Origin of the sequence: Saccharomonospora iraqiensis subsp. paurometabolica YIM 90007, from assembly GCF_000231035.2 — a bacterium.
Classification (GTDB): domain Bacteria; phylum Actinomycetota; class Actinomycetes; order Mycobacteriales; family Pseudonocardiaceae; genus Saccharomonospora; species Saccharomonospora paurometabolica.
Genome location: NZ_KI912250.1, coordinates 236,524 through 252,446, shown reverse-complemented (window position 1 = coordinate 252,446; position 15,923 = coordinate 236,524). Strand labels below are relative to the sequence as shown.

The following is a 15,923-nucleotide window of genomic DNA, read 5'->3' as shown; positions in this document are numbered from 1 at the left end:
GCCGTCCGGATCGTCGCCCACGCCGGCGGCGCTGCGCACACCCGGGTGGTTTCCTACGGTGACGACGGTATGGCGCTCGTCGCCGTGCTGGCGCGCGACCTCCCCGCGAGCCGCCGCTGGGTCGGCGACGTTCTCGGCCCCCTGGCGGCGGACACCGACCCGGCCGACCGGCTCCGGGCGACCCTGCGGACGTTTCTGCGCACCGGCAGCTATGTCGACACGGCCAGGGAGTTGACGCTGCACCGCAACACCGTGAAGTACCGGGTGGCGAAGGCGGAGCAGGAACGCGGCCGAGGACTCACCGAGGGCAGGTTGGACCTGGAACTGGCCCTGCACCTGTGCCATGTGCTCGGCCCCGCGGTACTGCAGCCGTCCCGGAAGACGGTCGACCCCGACCACCCGGGCTGAGCCGACGGTGGGCAGGCCGTCGGCGGTGGTCGCTCACCTGCCGACGGCGGCAGGGCGGGATTCTCCGCTCCAGCCCAGGACCGAGAACGACAGGCCCCGGCGGTAGGCGTCGATCCCGGCGGCCGGGTACTCGATCACTCCGGTAGGCAGCGCGTGCAGGTCGAACCAGCCGAGCGCCGAGCACTTCTCCGGCTCGTGGTTGACCGGCTCACCCATCCACCGGGTCGTGGCGAAGAACAGGCCCACGCGCGGTTCGGGGCCGGAGCCGTTGACGTGGACCGTGTGCACGTGCGTGAGGTCGGCAGGATCGATCAGCACCCCGACCTCTTCCGCGGCCTCACGGGCGGCGGCGGTGAGCACGTCCTCACCCGCGTCGAGCTTGCCGGAAGGCAGGTGCCACATGCCGTCGAACGCGCCGCCCCGGCGCCTGGTGAGCAGCAGTTCGGCGCCGTGGACCAGCAGGACATGGACATCGATGAGGTGACGGTCGGGCACGGCGGGCGGTCCTCGCGTTCGGTGTCTGCGGCTTCTCCGGGCGGGTCCGACGGCGTGCCCGGACGGCCGCAGCTTACGGGGTGTCCGGCCGATCGTCGGGAGCTCGGAGTACGGCGTGTCCCGTTCGGCGGCTCAGGCCCCGAACTGCTGTCCTTTGACAGCCGGACGACTCGGCCTGACCCGACAGTGGGCAGACTGTCGGCTGCCGTTCGGTATCCTTTCCCCCCGGCGGCCGGGCGAGGGCCGATGCCCGCCTGCCGCCCCGCCGGCCGATCGGGTCGGCGCGTCGCCGGTGCCGCACACCGGCGACGGTGCGGGATCGAGCTGACCTTCCTCGACTACGACAGCACGGCTTTCAGCGCGGGCATCCTCGTCACCTCGGCGCACATCGCCAAGGGGCTGGAGTTCGACGCCGTGATCGTCCCGGAGGTGGACGCGGAGAACTACGCAAACGAGATGGACAAGAGCATGCTCTACATCGCCTGCACGAGGGCCATGCACGAGCTGTATCTGACGCACGAGGGCGAGCTCTCCCCGCACCTGGCGTTCGCCAAGGAGGCCACCACCGGCAGCGTCACCACAGCCGCCACCGCCTGAGCCGCGAGCCAGGGCCGGAGGCTCAACCGAGGTGGTCATTGCTGCCGCTGACCCAGGCGATGTAGCGCTCGGCGGAACGGCGCACCGCGCCGTGGGCGTCGGCGGCCACCGTGGCGCCCTGCAGGCTGTGCAACCGTTCGAACGGATACGGTTCGAGCGCGTCGACGATCCGCTGCACCAGCCCCGCCGACAGCGGGAGCCGGTTGGGGAAGCTGCGCAGGAAGGTGACCCGGCCCTTCCGGGCCACCGGCACGATGGCGTCCCCGGTGAGCAGCGTGCCCGCCCCGTCGGAGCCGTGGCGCAGGTGGGCGACGGTGGAGCCGGGGAAGTGCCCACCCACCTCCACGAGCGTGACGCCCGGCAGCACCTCTTCCGTGCCGCGCCACTCCCGGAGGACGGGGTCCTCGCGCCGCACCCACTCGCGGTCGGCGGCGTGCACCAGGACCGGGACGTCACCGAGCCGGTGGCTCCAGCTCACCTGACACCCGTACATGTGCGGGTGGCTGGCCACGATCATCGCCGCCCCGCCCAGCTTCTCTACCTGCTCGACCAGTGGCGGGTCGATGTGGTTGGGCGGGTCCCACAGCAGGTTTCCCTGCGGCGTCTGAACGAGGTAGCTCCATTGGCCGATGCCGAAGGACGGGTCGCGGTTGAACCGGTGCAGGCCCGGTTCGAGCTGCTCGTGCACCGGCGCGGCGTCCTGGGCGGCGAGCTCGTCCGGTGTCGTCCAGGACTGACCGGACTCGGGCACCCACTGGCGCTCGTCGGCGCAGATCACGCAGTCGGACTCGGGCGGGCGTTCGGTGTCGGGGTGCTCGACCCCGCAGGTGGCGCAGATCCAGACGGTCATGCGTCGAGTGTGCGACCTTCAGCGCGGTCGAGCTCAAGACACGGCCGGGCACCTGTCCGTGTGACCCGACACTGGTCAGCGGCCCGTCAGGCTGGTCACGAATTCGTGGACGTGCAACGGAAGCGTTTTCGACTGCGTCACCAGCTCGATACTGCGCAGGGGCGCGGGATCGGTTTCGACGATCCGGACCCCGGACGGTTCCCGCGGCAGGGAGGGCTCCGGGATGCACGCCACGGCGAGACCGTTCGCCACCACCTCCAGCTGCGTCGCGTGGTCGGCGACGGGGAACCCGACCCGCAGCTCCGCACCCGCGCGGCGCACCAGCTGAGCCAGCGTCGAATGCGCGTCGGAACCGGGCGGGCAACAGGTCCATACCTCCTCCGCCAGCTCGGAGAACCGCACCGTGTCCCGGTTCGCCAGCCGGTGCCCGTCCGGCAGGACCAGCCGTACGCGTTCGGTACGCAGCCGGGTGACGTCCGCACCACGCGAGATCGTCGAGGGCAGGTCGTGCCAGGACTCGGCGACGACGACATCCAGCCCGTCCTCGTGCAGCGCGCGCAGGTGGTCCACGGTCTCGCCGTCGCACAGCGACACGCGCACCCGCGGGTAGCGGTCGGTGAACTCACGCACCCGCCGGAGCAGGAATCCCCGGATCGCCGAGGAGATCGCGCCGACCCGCACGGTGCCGTGCAGTTCGCCCGTGTGCCCCGCGAGATCGCGTTCGGCGTGCTCCACCGCCCGCGCGACCGTCCGGGCGTGCCCGGCGAGCACGTGCCCCGCACCGGTCAGCCGTAGCCCGCGTCCCGCGCGCTCGACCAACGCGGCCCCCACCTCCACTTCGAGCCTGCGCAGGTGTTGCGACACGGCCGGGCCCGTCATGCACAGGCTGCGCGCGGCCGCGGCGACCGACCCGGTTCGGGCGAGGGCGTCGAACACCCGCAGCCGGTCCCACGTCCAGTTGTTCATGTAGTTCTGCTTAGCAGTATCGGGTAGGAACGCAACCTGGACCTGTTCCGGACATCCGGCCACGCTGGTGCCGTGGCGACCGACACGCAGCGGAACACGGCCTCCGGCGCGCCGCCGCCCGTGCTCGCGGGCAGGTGGGCACCGGTACTGCTGGTGCTGGCCGGTGCGGGTTGCCTGTCCACGTCCGCGGTACTGGTGAAGGTCGCGGCTGTGGACCCGTCGACCTCCGCGTTCCTGCGCTGCACCATCGCGGTCCTGGTCCTGGCTCCGCTGGCCTGGCGGGAATGCCGGCGGGTGGGCGGGCTGTCCCGCCGTGGCGTCGTGGTGGCGCTCGTCGCCGGTGCGGCGTTGGGCGCCGACTACGTGTTGTGGACGCGCAGCATCTTCGACGTGGGTGCCGGGCTCGCCACCGTGCTGATCAACGTGCAGGTGGTCGTGCTTCCGTTGCTGGGCCTTGTCCTCGACCGCGAGCGCCCGAGCAGGCTTTTCGTGCTCGCCTGCCCCGTCATGCTCACCGGGATCGTCCTCATCAGCGGCATGCTCGAAAGCGGGACCGCCGCGCCGAACGCCGTGCGCGGCACCGTACTCGGCGTCCTCGCCGGCGCCGCCTACGCGCTGTACCTCTACCTGACGCGGCGACAGGGTCGGGCCGAACCGGGACGCACCGTGACACCGCTGGCCCTGGCGACGGCGAGCGCCGCGGTCACCTCCGCCGCGCTCTCGCCGCTCAGCAGCGGGATCAACCTCGATGCGATCCCGTTCACCTCGTGGTTGGCCATGATCGGCCTCGCCCTGCTCGGCCAGGTGTTCGCGTGGCTGCTCATCAACTCCGGTTCCCCGCACCTGCCCGCGAACCGGACCGCGGCGCTGCTGCTGATCCATCCGGTCCTGACCGTGCTCCTGAGCCTGCTGGTGCTCGCCGAGGTGCCGTCCCCGCTCCAGGTCTGCGGAATGGCGCTGGTGCTCGTGTCGGTCGCCGCCGCCAACCGCGTCTGGTCCCGTCCACATCGGAGTTGAGCCGCACGCTCCCGCACGCCGAGACCGATACAGCACCGGCCGTTCGGTGCCTTCCCGTGCCAGAACGGTTCGGAACTCCGGCGAAACGAGGTTTTCGGCAATTCGACCACTGTTGTGCGGAGCACGCCGTCGACTTTTTTGTCGGCACACCGATCGATCATCTTGGTCCTTTTGGAGGTTGCCGTCGAAAAGCTCCCCTGGTGTACTCGGAACCAGGCTCGACGGAGAACCAGAGCTTCTGGGGAGACAGTTCACTGTGAACACTGAGAAGAACGCGGATCTGATCGAAACCATCGCGCTCCGCGACGACGCGCGCGCACCGACCTCCGACACCACCGCCGATTCGCGGCACTACGACGCCTACTTCCGCATCGACCGCACCGACGACCCGGCCACCTGGTGGGCGGGCGCCCAGCGCGTGGCCAGACTGGTGGTGGACGACCTGCCCGCCACCGGGCTCGACGAGGACCTCAGGGCCGACCTTCTCGCCGGGATCAGCAGGCTGCTGTTGGCCAGCGTCTCGGCTCCCGCGCACAGCGGGACCACGATGCCGGTCCGGACACCCCCGCACGGCGAGGACGGCGTGGCGGCCCGGCGCTGGAAGCTGGGCCACCACCTGTTCCACCACATGTTGGCACTGATGAACTCCCATGTGGACGCGATCGCGTCCGCACTCGACGAGTCGGATCCGGTCACCGTCGGTCCGCTGGTGGAGGAACTGACCGTGCTCTACGACTCGGCCACGGCGACCATGCACTACGCGTCGAGCTTCCCGGTTTCGGCGTACGCGGAGACCGTCCGACCGTCCATGGAGCCCCCGTGGATGCCCCCGGGTTTTTCCGGAATGTTCAACCGGGAGCACGAGACGTTGCTGAGCGGCCTCACCCGCCTGAAGCCCCGACTCCGCGGCCGAACCGCGGACCGGTCGCTGCCCGCGGACGTCAGGGCGGCTTCCCACGCTCTGTGGAAAGCGCAGTCACGAAACCGCAGGGAACACAAGATGATTTGCGACAGATTCGTCCCCGGCGGCGGATCGCTGCTGCAACAACATTTCGACGAGACGACGAAGGGATGACCCCCGTGCCGATCACCGTGATCGAACACTGGCACCTGAAGCCGCAATTCGCGGACAAGGCGTTCGAAATAATGCAGGAGATGGACGACCTGCTGGAGGACAACGCGCACGACAGTCCCGGCTGGGCGGGCCACGCGCGGTTCTTCAAGCTCAGTTCCGAACCCACGCACGTCATGATGTTCTACACCTGGGCCACGCGCGCCGAGCATGAACGCCTGCTGAAGTCCGAGACCCCGCTGCTGCGTGAGTTCGTCTCGCGCTACTGCATCCGGGAGCGCGAAGTCGAGTACGCCGAGGAGCTGCCGGTCGATGTGTGACGGCACCGCGGGCTCCGGCGGATCCGCCGGTGATTGGGCGCCCGAAGAGCTACGCGACGCGGGGATCGCCCTGCTCGACCGGCTGGCGGCGCACTTCGGCTCCCTCGACACCCAGCGCGTCCGTCCCGCGGACCTGTCCGAGGAGCGGATCGTGGCGCCGTTCCGCGCCCCGCTGCCCGAGCGGGGCACAGGGTTCGCGGAGCTGCTGGAGCGCACCTGGCGTGATGTGGTTCCCGGCCTCACACAGTGGAACCACCCGGGACATCACGCCTACTTCAGCAACAGCTCGTCGGCCCCGGCGATGCTGGGTGAGCTGTTCACCGCCGCTTTCAACGTCAACGTCATGGTGTGGGAGTCCGCTCCCGCGGCCGCGGCCGTCGAACGGCAGACCCTGGACTGGCTGGCGGAGCTGTGCGGGCTGGACTGGCCCGGGGCCGACTCGGTGCTCGTCGACGGTGCCTCGCTCGCCACCTGCTACGCCCTGTGCGCTGCCCGGGAACGCCTGGGCGGGCACAACTGGCGGGAGGAAGGAGCCTCCGGCGCTCCGCGGTTGCGGATCTACTGCACGGATCAGACGCACAGCTCCGTCGCCAAGGCCGCGATCGCGCTGGGGATCGGGACGCACAACGTCGTGCAGCTGCCCGCCGACGACGGTGTCCTCTCCCCCGCCGGACTGCGCGAGGCCGTCTCCGCGGACCGGTCCCGCGGGTTCGTCCCGCTCGCGGTGGTGGCGAACCTCGGAACGACCAACGTGGCCGCGATCGACCCGGTCGAAGAGATCGTCGACGTGTGTCGCGCGGAGCACGTGTGGCTGCACGTCGACGCCGCCTACGGCGGATTCTGGCGGATCGTGCCGGAGATCGCCGGGATGCTTCCGTCCCTGGCCGGGGCGGACTCGGTCGTGGCCAATCCGCACAAGGTGCTGTTCTGCCCGATGGAGGCATCCGCGCTGTTCGTCCGTCATCCGGGAGCACTGCGGGAGACGTTCTCGCTCGTTCCCGAGTATCTGCGGACCTCCACCGGCGACGACCGACTCGACCACATGAACTACTCCCTCCAGCTGGGTCGGCAGTTCCGAGCCCTGAAAGTGTGGTGGGTGCTGCAGTCCTTCGGTCGGGAGGGGCTGCGGAGTCGGCTGGAGCGCGCGGTGCGGCTGGCGGAGTCGCTCACCACCAAGGTTGACGAGCACCCGCACTGGCGGTCGGCGCACCGTTCGCCCCTGCCGTTGGTGACGATGGTCTACGACGACCCCGCGCGGGGGGCCGACGAGGGCGACCGTGTGGCAGCGGAGGTGCACCGCCTGGTCAACGCGGAAGGCAGCAGCGCGGTCTCGCACACGCGGTACCAGGGCCGCTACGCGCTGCGCGTCTCCATCGGCAACATCCACACCGCCCACCGGCACATCGAGTCGCTGTGGGACTCGATCCGGCGAGCGGAGAAGACCGTGCTGGAAGGAGTTGAACGTGGACGCTACGACCACGACCCCGTCCGCCCCTGACGCCGCCGATTATCACCAGCGCGCCGCGCGAGCCGGTGTCGTCGGACGGTGGTCCTCGGCCAACGAGAACCTGCCGTGGCGGCCCGAACCCCGTTCCGTGCCGCAGCACTGGGCTTACGCCGAGCTGCGCGCGCTCGCGCTCGAAGCCACCGGCTTCGTCCGGGGTGCCGAAGGCGCGCTGCGCGTACTGACGCTGCTGAACGCGGGCCACCCGGAGCTGGAAGCCGCGGCCGGGCACCTGTACTCGGGCCTGCAAGTGCTCGTGCCGGGCGAGGACATGCACAGCCACCGGCATTCGCCGACCGCGGTGCGGTTCGTGCACGAGAGCGAGGGCGGCTGGACCGCGGTGGACGGGGAGCGGATTGCCGTCCGGCCCGGGGATGTCGTGCTGACCCCGGCCATGAAGTGGCACGAGCACGGCAACGACGGCCCGGATCCGGTCGTGTGGCAGGACTGCACGGATGATCCGCTCGTGACGGCACTCGCGGCCAACCACTTCGAGCTGTTCCCCACGCGCAGCCACCTCGGCCCGCAGGACACCGAGGATCCGGCGTCGGTCCTGCCCGCGCCCCCGGGGCACGAAGCGGGCATTCTGGTGCACCGGTGGCACGACACGCTCGACGCGCTGGCCGAGCTCAGCGCGCCCGGCGACGGCTGGGCCGAGCTGCGGCTGGGCGGTCCGGACGGCGAACCGACCCTCAGCCCCACCGTGACCGGGCGGTTTCTCGCCGTGGCCCCGGGGCGGAGCACCCCGATTCGGCGGCACACCGGTGCCGTGGTTCTGATCGTGGCCGCCGGCGTGGTGACGGTGCGCGTGGGCGAAACAGCGTTCGTTGCCGGCCGGGGAGACACCGTCGCCGTGCCGTCGTGGGCGCGGTGGTCGATCGAGAACACCAACGGGGCGAAGGCCGTGATCTTCGCGTACGACGAATCACCGTTGCTGCGCGCCGCCGGGCTCTACCGCGCCGAACACGAGGAGACACATCGATGACGAGGATCGTGATCCTGCTTGCTTCCACCGACGCGCTGCCGCTGGTGGACGGGACGAATCGGCCGTGCGGATTCTGGGCCGAGGAGGTCGTGGGACCGTGGCAACTGTTCAGCGACCACGGAGCCGAGGTCGTGGTGGCCACCCCCGACGGTGGCGCGGCGCCGGTCGAGGAAGCGAGTCTGGTTCCCGAGTCCGCATCGTTGAGCCGCGCGGAATGCGACCGGTTGGCGGCGTGGCTCGACGAACACGCGTGGGAGCTGAAATCACCGCAGACCGCGGACCTTCTGAATATGTCCGCTGTGGATGGGGTGTATGTTCCCGGTGGGTATGCGCCTCTGGCGCAGCTGCACAACCATCGCGCCGTGGCCACTCTGCTCGACCGAGCACGACGGGCCGGTACCCCGATCGCCACCGTGTGCCACGGGACCGCGGCCTTGTTGTCCCTGCACGAACCGGCTGGTGAAGCGTGGCCGTTCACCGGCCGGGCCCTCACCGGATTCTCCGATGCCGAGGAAGACTCGGTCGGGTTGACAGGGAAGCTGTCCTGGACGTTGGAGGGCGCTCTCGTCGGCGCGGGTGCCGATTACCGGTGCGCCGCTCCGTGGAGCGAGCACGTGCTGGAACACGCAGGCCTCGTCACGGGGCAGAACCCGGCGTCGAGCATGGGCGTCGCCCGCGCGCTGCTCGGGCAGGTCGGCTGAACCAGCCGTGGCTTGCCGACAGCCTGATGCCGGCAAGCCACGGCCGTCCGCGGTAAGGGCGGGCACCGTGGGCAACTGCGCGAAGTCGAGGGCGGTCGTCATGGTTACCGCATTACTCGATCGTGTGACACCTTGTAGCATTCCGGCTCGCCACAGCGATGTACCCGGTCGTGCAAGCAACATCGAAACTCACAGTTGGTGACCTCACGCTTCGAGACGTGGGCCGTACTCGGGTGCGGATCGATGCCGAGGTCGAGGGGGAACGTCTTGCGGCAAGCGGTGTACTCAAGCGCTTGGGGATCGACGACTGGGACTGGGACACCGATGTGGTGACGACGGTGCGCCTGGAAATCGGTCGGATGGAGCTGAACGAGATCCCCGTCGACACCGTGATCGAGGTGTCTCGTAGCTGACGTTCCGAGGCGGAGCGTGCGCGTCCGCCTGTTCGTGAAGAAGCCCCCGACACGGGTGCTGTGCCGGGGGCTTCCTTCTCCCGTGTGTCAGAGGTCGAACTCGCCGTCCTTCGCCCCTGTGTTGAAGGCTTGAGATCATCAATATGTCGGGGGCTCACGTCCGCGCAACCTCCAGAAGTGCCGGTGAGCACGGTTCACCACAGGTCACGGTGTAGCTGAGGTCATCCGCTCCGCTGACGAGGGCATCGCGCGTACGGTGTGCCGCACTGGCGGCTTCACGTCGGACGATTGCTTCCCCCAGCCACGCGCCAGATTCTTCCTGGAGTTCACGACGCCGAGTGCCGTCGACCCGCGCCCTGGAGTCCGAGGTCTCCCCGGCGCGGTAACGACTCCGGCGCCCGAGACACAGGCTCAGCCCCGGCCGCCCGCGCCCCAGTAGAACGGTCCGGTGCTGGTGGCGGTGACCGTGATCCGCCAGCCCAGGTCGGTCAGTCGCCGCTGTAGCTCGGCGGGCTCGTGCGGGACCTTCACCGCCCGGTACGCGGTCCCGTCGTTGGTGCGTCGGCGCACGACGGGGGAGTCGTCCCCGTCGACGAGCTCGTCCGGGGTCCGGTATCCGTCGTCGACGAAGAACACCCGGCCACCGGGGTTGAGGCAGTCGGCCACCAGCGTCCAGAAGGAGTCGAACAGCTCCTCCGGCACGTGGGAGATCCAGAAGCCGAAGAACACCACGTCGTAGCGGCGGTTGGGCATGAAGTCGAAGATGTCCGAGCGGACGTACCGCACCCGGTCGGTGCCGTGCCGGTCGGCGGCGTGGGCGAGCATCTCCGGCGAGGAGTCGACGGCGGTGACCTCCGTGGCGTGCCTGAGCAGTCGGCCGGTCCAGGTACCGGGCCCGCAGGCGAGTTCGAGCACGCTCCCAGTGGGGCGGAACTCGTCCAGGGCGGTGATGACCTCGTCCCCGCCCGAGAACGGTAGGCGGTGATCGCTGTATTCCCGGGCGAGGGCGCGGTAGTAGGTGATCTGCTCGTCGAGCAGTTGTCCGGTTACGTCGGATCCGTCCGCCGGTCGCATGGGAAGGACCGAACCAGCCTCGGCGCAGGGGCGCAAGCCGCCGATCGTCGGACCGCGGCGGGCGCTGCGCCGGGGCGCGGTCGGCGTCGGCACGCCGGTGGGGCCGTTGCCGTCGGAGGAGGATCCGGTGCTCTCAGGAGGTGTTGCTGAGCGCCTGGATGAGCTGGTCGACGGTGGGCGCGCCGGAGAGGCCGTCCGGTGTCGGGTAGACTCGGCAGGCCAGGCAGTCGGTCTCGGCCGCAGCGGGGAAGAGGTCGTTCCCGTTCACACGAATCGTGGGCGAGCCGGGCACGCGGAGTGCCCGGGCCTCCTCGTCCGTCTCGACGGCGCGGAGGGTGATCTCCGGGGCGGAGTTCCCCACCGTCGTGAGGGCCTCACTGAGGCGTTCCTTCGCGAGTTGCCAGTTCGGGCAACCGGTGAAGTAGAGCAGCTCGACATCCATACGCCCATGATGCCTCCCCGCCGGGCGGTGAGGCCGGGACCGCCCGGCGGGGAGGTGCCACAGCATCACCACCGGGCGGTCCCGTTATCGGCGCACTGCTCGCCCGGCGCTCAGAGGTCGAACTCGCCGTCCTTCACTCCGGCGATGAAGGCTTTCCATTCGGATGCGGTGTAGGTGATGGTGCCGTCGTCGGGGCGGTTGCTGTTGCGCACCTGGACACCCCCGTCGGCCGTCCGGCGGAACTCCACGCAGTTGTCGGTGTTGGCGCTGAAGCTCGACTTGCGCCACTCCCCGGCGACTCCGGGCATCCTCAATGTTGTCTCCTTGCCGTTGACGACGTGGGCGATCAGCGCCACGGACTCCTCGACGCTCATGGCCGTCCTGTGCACCTTATCCACCGCGCTCTCATACACCTCGATCTCTCCGGGTTCGTGCAGGAAAAACCCGGAGATGCGACTCTCCAGATGCACCACCGGACCACGGTCGGGTGCTTCGGCGATGCTGAAGGGGCCATCCAGGCCCGGGTGCTAATCGGATCGCGTCGGGATGATCCGGACCTCGATGTTCGGCCGCTTCGTCGTGTCGAGCAGGGCTCAAGCTGGTCTGCCATCACCCTCGGCCCTCCGATCTCCGCGTGTAGGTGCCTCGACGACCCCGGCCGTGCCCACTGGGGCCCCGTCGACGCACTCGGTTCGGCAGGGCGTTGAGCTTCGCCGCGCGGGCCGGGCACCGCGACCGCATCCGTCAGCCGTGCGGCGTCGGTAGTGGCGGCCGAAAGGCCGTTGGCGAAACCGATCCGTGATCGACACAGCCTTTGTCGAAAAGTACGGTGAGTTCACCGATCCGACGTCGGGACGCCGATACCGGAAGACCAACGGTGGTAGACCTCGGTGGGGCCACGTCGTGGAAGAAAATTATTCACGGCACCACACCGGATCCTGCCGGAGGTTTTCGACGGCTCGGTGCACGTCGGTTCGCGAGGTCGTAACCATTCCGCCCGCCGGTCGACGTGCGTTCAAGAGGAGTGCTGTGCTGTATTGCTGTGCGGATTCGCGGTGCGGGGCGGCATCGGTCGCGTGCTCCCGGGCCGGACACACGCGCCTGTGGGGCGACGAGGGGGGGAAAAGCATGAGCATCACGCCGCACTACCGCACCATCAAGGAACTCCTGCAGTCGCGATCCTTCGCGATCGACGAATACCAGCGGGAGTACAAGTGGGAGCGTGCGAACCTCGAAGAGCTGGTCACCGACCTGCAGAACAAGTTCGCCACGCACTACACCCCGGGGGACAACCCACAGGACGCCAGTCGCTACGGCGACTACTTCCTCGGATCGATCATCGTCACCCAGCGGGACACCAAGAGCTACCTGGTCGATGGTCAGCAGCGTGTCACGTCACTGACCTTGCTCCTGATCTATCTGTATCGCCAGGCACGCGAGCGCGGCCTCGGCGTGGCGTCCACGGTCGAGCCGCTGATCTTCTCCGACAACTACGGCGAGCAGAAGTTCAACCTCGACATCGCCGAGTGCCTGCCCGTCCTCAAGGCATTGTTCAACGGAAAGGACTACCACCCCGACGGCAAGGACGAGTCGATCCAGACCATCAAGGCCCGCTACGACGATCTCGTCTCGCTCGACCTGGCCGGTGAGCTCGGCGACGGGCTGGAACCGTTCATCTACTGGCTCATCGGCAACGTCGGGCTGATCGAGATCGCGACCGAGACCGACTCGCACGCCTATGCGATCTTCGAGACGATGAACGACCGGGGCAAGCCGTTGAGCCCGGTCGACATGCTCAAGGCCTACCTGCTCGGTGCGGTCTCCGACTCCGACCAGCGGGCCCACGCCAACCGGGTCTGGAAGAAAACCGTTCTCGACCTCATCTCCTGGGAGTCCGCCCCGGACACCGAACGGGACGCGGCCTTCGTCAAGGCGTGGCTGCGCGCCCGCTACGCCGACTCGACCCGGGAACGTCGTGCCGGTGCGGTGGATCGCGACTGGGAACTCATCGGGTCGACGTTCCACCGCTGGGTCCGCGACAACGCCGTGCGGGTCGGCGTCGGCGACGCGGCGAAGAACCGCGCCCTGATGACCGACGAGATGCCGTTCTTCAAGCGCGCCTACCTGAAGGTGCTGGCCGCGAGTCAGCACTACACCCCCGGCCTGGAACCCGTGTTCTACAACGCGCACAACGACTTCACCTGGCAGAGCACCGTGCTGCTCGCGCCGCTCAACGTCGGCGACGACGACGAGACGGTGCGCCGCAAGCTCGCCGCGACGGCGACCTACCTCGACATCTGGGTGATGCGCCGGGCCGTCAACTACATCCGGGTCGGCTACTCCAGCGTCAGCTACGCCATGTGGGCGCTGTGCCGGGAGATCCGCGGCCTGGCCCTGCCGGACTTGATCGACACGCTGCGCGCGAAGTTGGCGCAGGACGAGACGGACGTGTCGTTCGAGGGAAGCAGCAGCCGGGGCAGGTACGGCATCCCGTATCTGGGCCTGAACCAGTTCAGCAAGCGCTACATCTACCACCTGCTGGCCCGGCTGACCGCCTACACCGCACAGGAATCCGGACAGCCGGACCCGTTCGGCGAGCTCGTGGACCGGAGCCTGAAGAACCCCTGGGACGTCGAGCACATCTGGGCCGACGACCACGACCGCCACGCCGACGAGTGCCCCACCCGGGAGGAGTTCGACCGCTACCGCGACCACGTCGCCGGGCTGGTGCTCCTGCCCGCCGACGTCAACCGCAGCTATCAGGACAAGCCGTTCGAGGAGAAGGCACCGCACTACGCGAAGCAGAACCTCTACGCCGCCAGCCTGACTGCGGCGGCGTACGAACACCAGCCGCAGTTCACCGCGTTCGTGGCCAGGGAGGGCCTGCCGTTCCGGTCCTACGACCACTTCGGCAAGGCCGAACACGCCGAGCGCACCGAACTGGTGCGGGCTCTTGTCCACCGGGTCTGGGACCCCGAGCGTCTCGAGCAGTACCGGCCCTGAGGGGCGTCGGCCGGTGCGGGGTCGGGCATCCGCCGCGCCCGCACCGATCGGACCGGAGCACCCCTACACCTCGGGTAGGTCCTTGTCGGTGTACTCGCCGGGCGGGGTGGCTTCGGCGTCCGGGTGCAGTTCGTCCTCGCGGCCGCGGAGTTCGACGCGGCGGATCTTGCCGGAGATGGTCTTCGGCAGTTCGGCGAATTCGAGCCTGCGGATGCGCTTGTACGGGGCGAGGTTTTCGCGGGCGAAGCGCAGGATGGACAGCGCGGTCTCCCGGTCGGCCGTGTGCCCGGCGGCCACCGTGATGTAGGCCTTCGGCACGGCCAGCCGCACCGGGTCGGGGGAGGGCACGACGGCCGCCTCGGCGACCGCCTCGTGCTCGATCAGCACGCTCTCCAGCTCGAACGGGCTGATCCGGTAGTCGCTGGCCTTGAACACGTCGTCGGCGCGGCCGACGTAGGTGAGGTAGCCGTCGCTGTCGCGGCTGCCGATGTCGCCGGTGTGGTAGTAGCCGTCGCGCATCACCTCGGCGGTGCGGTCCTCGTCGTCGCGGTAGCCGACCATCAGGCCGAGCGGGCGGGCCGCGAGGTCGAGACAGATCTCGCCCTCGTCGCCCGGGGTGCCGGTGGCCGGGTCGACGAGCGCCACGGTGAATCCGGGCAGCGGCCTGCCCATCGACCCAGGCTTGACCTCCTGGCCGGGGGTGTTGGCGATCTGCACGGTGGTCTCGGTCTGGCCGAACCCGTCGCGGATGGTGATCCCCCAGGCGCGGCGGACCTGCTCGATGATCTCGGGGTTCAGCGGCTCCCCGGCGCCCACGACCTTCGCCGGCGGGGTGGTCAGCGCGGTCAGGTCGGCCTGGATCAGCATCCGCCACACCGTCGGCGGGGCGCAGAAACTCGTCACCCCGCAGCGCTGCATGTGCCCGAGCAGCGCGTCGGCGTCGAAGCGGCTGTAGTTGTAGAGGAACACGCACGCCCCCGCGTTCCACGGGGCGAACACGTTGCTCCAGGCGTGCTTGGCCCAGCCGGGCGAGGAGATGTTCAGGTGCACATCGCCGGGCTCCAGCCCGATCCAGTACATCGTGGACAGATGCCCCACCGGGTAGGTGGCGTGGGTGTGCTCCACCAGCTTCGGCGCCGCGGTCGTGCCGGAGGTAAAGTACAGCAGCAGCGTGTCGTCGGCCCGGGTCACCCCGTCCGGGGTGAACGCGGCGTCGGCGGAGGCGGAGTCGGCATAGTCGAGCCAGCCGTCGGTCGGCCCACCCACGGCGATGCGGGTGTAGTCGCCGGGCACGTCGGCGAACTTCGCCGCGTCCTCGGCGCGGGCGACGACGTGCCGCACCGCGCCGCGGCGCACCCGGTCGGCCAGGTCCGCGGGCGCCAGCAGCGTCGAGGCGGGGATCAGCACCGCGCCCAGCTTCATCGCCGCCAGGATCGTCTCCCACAGCTCGACCTGGTTACCCAGCATGAGGATCACGCGGTCGCCGCGGCGCACCCCCTGCGCGCGCAGCCAGTTCGCCACCCGGTCGGAGCGTTCGGCCATCCCCGCGAAGGTCACCTTCGTCTCGGTGCCGTCCTGCTCCACGATCCACAGCGCCGGACTCGTCGCGAAGTCCGGATCCGCGGCCAGGTGGTTGAACCAGTCCAACGCCCAGTTGAACTCGTCCAGCTCCGGCCAGGCGAACTCGGCGGCGGCGCTGTCGTAGTCCTCCCGGTACCGGAGCAGCAACTCCCGGGCGGCGAGGAAGGCGTCCCGCGAGCGCTGCGGGGTCGAGGTCATCGAAGGCACTCCCTTGTGACGTTCGGTTGGGTGGGTGTGCGCCGGGGCACAGCCGTCATCGTCGTGCCCGGCCGGGGGCGGCGCTACCCCCGAGGGGGTAGTGACCGGCGTTACGATGCGGCCACCAGGAACGACCGTTTCGAGGGTGGCGAGGATGCGGACCCACGGCGACGACGCCCGGGCCGGTGACGGCGGGCTGTTCCGCTCCGCCCTGGCGTCGGTGCGGCGGCACACCGGTGTCGACGTCGCGTTCGGCGGCCCGGTCGCCGACGGCACGCTGCGCCTGGCGGAGTTCCA

General features: G+C 69.5%; 17 protein-coding genes and 1 pseudogene. 10 read left to right on the top strand and 8 right to left on the bottom strand.

The window, feature by feature from the left end:
• On the top strand, positions 1-408 hold a 408-nt coding region (locus tag SACPADRAFT_RS0217340; protein ID WP_028662539.1), incomplete at its 5' end, for a helix-turn-helix domain-containing protein.
• Between the two features lie 33 nt (positions 409-441).
• On the opposite strand, the gene SACPADRAFT_RS0217335 is transcribed toward SACPADRAFT_RS0217340, so the two are convergent.
• Positions 442-903 carry an NUDIX domain-containing protein gene (locus tag SACPADRAFT_RS0217335; protein ID WP_007024413.1) on the bottom strand — a complete coding sequence of 154 codons (462 nt, stop codon included), beginning with the start codon at positions 901-903 and terminating at the stop codon, positions 442-444.
• A 246-nt stretch (positions 904-1,149) separates the two neighbouring features.
• On the opposite strand from SACPADRAFT_RS0217335, the gene SACPADRAFT_RS28400 reads away from it, so the two are divergent.
• A complete protein-coding gene (locus SACPADRAFT_RS28400; RefSeq protein WP_007024412.1) occupies positions 1,150-1,500 on the top strand; it encodes an ATP-binding domain-containing protein in 351 nt (116 codons plus the stop codon).
• Between the two features lie 22 nt (positions 1,501-1,522).
• Here SACPADRAFT_RS28400 and SACPADRAFT_RS0217325 read toward each other — a convergent pair whose 3' ends face one another.
• The gene (locus tag SACPADRAFT_RS0217325) at positions 1,523-2,350 is read right to left on the bottom strand and encodes an MBL fold metallo-hydrolase (RefSeq protein WP_007024411.1); all 828 of its coding nucleotides are present in this window, start codon (positions 2,348-2,350) and stop codon (positions 1,523-1,525) included.
• 75 nt (positions 2,351-2,425) lie between these two features.
• A complete protein-coding gene (locus SACPADRAFT_RS0217320; RefSeq protein ID WP_007024410.1) occupies positions 2,426-3,316 on the bottom strand; it encodes a LysR family transcriptional regulator in 891 nt (296 codons plus the stop codon).
• A gap of 72 nt (positions 3,317-3,388) precedes the next feature.
• Here SACPADRAFT_RS0217320 and SACPADRAFT_RS0217315 point away from each other — a divergent pair, with 72 nt between their 5' ends.
• The 7 genes from SACPADRAFT_RS0217315 (at position 3,389) to SACPADRAFT_RS28395 (ending at position 9,328) form a co-directional block, all read left to right on the top strand.
• Positions 3,389-4,333: a DMT family transporter gene (locus SACPADRAFT_RS0217315; protein WP_007024409.1), complete on the top strand. Its 945-nt coding sequence runs from the start codon at positions 3,389-3,391 to the stop codon at positions 4,331-4,333.
• Between the two features lie 256 nt (positions 4,334-4,589).
• Positions 4,590-5,408 (top strand): hypothetical protein, encoded by an 819-nt coding sequence (locus SACPADRAFT_RS0217310; protein WP_007024408.1) that lies wholly within the window; start codon positions 4,590-4,592, stop codon positions 5,406-5,408.
• Complete coding sequence (locus SACPADRAFT_RS0217305; RefSeq protein WP_007024407.1) at positions 5,405-5,725, top strand: hypothetical protein; 321 nt, start codon at positions 5,405-5,407, stop codon at positions 5,723-5,725. Before SACPADRAFT_RS0217310 ends, SACPADRAFT_RS0217305 begins: the two co-directional genes overlap by 4 nt.
• On the top strand, positions 5,718-7,223 hold the full coding sequence (locus tag SACPADRAFT_RS0217300) for a pyridoxal phosphate-dependent decarboxylase family protein (protein ID WP_007024406.1): 1,506 nt from the start codon (positions 5,718-5,720) through the stop codon (positions 7,221-7,223). The genes SACPADRAFT_RS0217305 and SACPADRAFT_RS0217300 overlap by 8 nt, the downstream gene beginning before the upstream one ends.
• Positions 7,189-8,214 (top strand): cupin domain-containing protein, encoded by a 1,026-nt coding sequence (locus SACPADRAFT_RS0217295; RefSeq protein WP_007024405.1) that lies wholly within the window; start codon positions 7,189-7,191, stop codon positions 8,212-8,214. Before SACPADRAFT_RS0217300 ends, SACPADRAFT_RS0217295 begins: the two co-directional genes overlap by 35 nt.
• Positions 8,211-8,915 (top strand): type 1 glutamine amidotransferase domain-containing protein, encoded by a 705-nt coding sequence (locus tag SACPADRAFT_RS0217290; protein ID WP_007024404.1) that lies wholly within the window; start codon positions 8,211-8,213, stop codon positions 8,913-8,915. The genes SACPADRAFT_RS0217295 and SACPADRAFT_RS0217290 overlap by 4 nt, the downstream gene beginning before the upstream one ends.
• Before the next feature lie 218 nt (positions 8,916-9,133).
• On the top strand, positions 9,134-9,328 hold the full coding sequence (locus SACPADRAFT_RS28395) for a hypothetical protein (protein ID WP_198048344.1): 195 nt from the start codon (positions 9,134-9,136) through the stop codon (positions 9,326-9,328).
• A 411-nt stretch (positions 9,329-9,739) separates the two neighbouring features.
• On the opposite strand, the gene SACPADRAFT_RS0217280 is transcribed toward SACPADRAFT_RS28395, so the two are convergent.
• The 4 genes and pseudogenes from SACPADRAFT_RS0217280 to SACPADRAFT_RS34115 form a co-directional block, all read right to left on the bottom strand.
• Positions 9,740-10,402 carry a class I SAM-dependent methyltransferase gene (locus tag SACPADRAFT_RS0217280; protein ID WP_007024402.1) on the bottom strand — a complete coding sequence of 221 codons (663 nt, stop codon included), beginning with the start codon at positions 10,400-10,402 and terminating at the stop codon, positions 9,740-9,742.
• Between the two features lie 133 nt (positions 10,403-10,535).
• The gene (locus SACPADRAFT_RS0217275) at positions 10,536-10,844 is read right to left on the bottom strand and encodes a DF family (seleno)protein (protein WP_007024401.1); all 309 of its coding nucleotides are present in this window, start codon (positions 10,842-10,844) and stop codon (positions 10,536-10,538) included.
• 110 nt (positions 10,845-10,954) lie between these two features.
• Complete coding sequence (locus SACPADRAFT_RS0217270) at positions 10,955-11,152, bottom strand: DUF397 domain-containing protein (RefSeq protein WP_028662538.1); 198 nt, start codon at positions 11,150-11,152, stop codon at positions 10,955-10,957.
• Between the two features lie 90 nt (positions 11,153-11,242).
• Positions 11,243-11,314, bottom strand: a pseudogene (locus SACPADRAFT_RS34115) (hypothetical protein); the annotation flags it as partial.
• A gap of 658 nt (positions 11,315-11,972) precedes the next feature.
• On the opposite strand from SACPADRAFT_RS34115, the gene SACPADRAFT_RS0217265 reads away from it, so the two are divergent.
• Positions 11,973-13,847, top strand: a complete 1,875-nt coding sequence (locus tag SACPADRAFT_RS0217265) for a DUF262 domain-containing protein (RefSeq protein ID WP_007024399.1) — start codon at positions 11,973-11,975, stop codon at positions 13,845-13,847.
• A 63-nt stretch (positions 13,848-13,910) separates the two neighbouring features.
• Here SACPADRAFT_RS0217265 and SACPADRAFT_RS0217260 read toward each other — a convergent pair whose 3' ends face one another.
• Positions 13,911-15,626, bottom strand: a complete 1,716-nt coding sequence (locus SACPADRAFT_RS0217260; protein WP_007024398.1) for an AMP-binding protein — start codon at positions 15,624-15,626, stop codon at positions 13,911-13,913.
• Between the last annotated feature and the right edge of the window lie 297 nt (positions 15,627-15,923).

Coding starts and splice junctions, on each gene's coding strand:
- SACPADRAFT_RS0217320 (WP_007024410.1), bottom strand. CDS start 3,316: ATGAACAACTGGACGTGGGACCGGCTGCGGGTGTTCGACGCCCTCGCC.
- SACPADRAFT_RS0217325 (WP_007024411.1), bottom strand. CDS start 2,350: ATGACCGTCTGGATCTGCGCCACCTGCGGGGTCGAGCACCCCGACACC.
- SACPADRAFT_RS0217270 (WP_028662538.1), bottom strand. CDS start 11,152: ATGCCCGGAGTCGCCGGGGAGTGGCGCAAGTCGAGCTTCAGCGCCAAC.
- SACPADRAFT_RS0217260 (WP_007024398.1), bottom strand. CDS start 15,626: ATGACCTCGACCCCGCAGCGCTCGCGGGACGCCTTCCTCGCCGCCCGG.
- SACPADRAFT_RS0217305 (WP_007024407.1), top strand. CDS start 5,405: ATGACCCCCGTGCCGATCACCGTGATCGAACACTGGCACCTGAAGCCG.
- SACPADRAFT_RS0217300 (WP_007024406.1), top strand. CDS start 5,718: ATGTGTGACGGCACCGCGGGCTCCGGCGGATCCGCCGGTGATTGGGCG.
- SACPADRAFT_RS0217265 (WP_007024399.1), top strand. CDS start 11,973: ATGAGCATCACGCCGCACTACCGCACCATCAAGGAACTCCTGCAGTCG.
- SACPADRAFT_RS0217290 (WP_007024404.1), top strand. CDS start 8,211: ATGACGAGGATCGTGATCCTGCTTGCTTCCACCGACGCGCTGCCGCTG.
- SACPADRAFT_RS28400 (WP_007024412.1), top strand. CDS start 1,150: ATGCCCGCCTGCCGCCCCGCCGGCCGATCGGGTCGGCGCGTCGCCGGT.
- SACPADRAFT_RS0217275 (WP_007024401.1), bottom strand. CDS start 10,844: ATGGATGTCGAGCTGCTCTACTTCACCGGTTGCCCGAACTGGCAACTC.
- SACPADRAFT_RS0217280 (WP_007024402.1), bottom strand. CDS start 10,402: ATGCGACCGGCGGACGGATCCGACGTAACCGGACAACTGCTCGACGAG.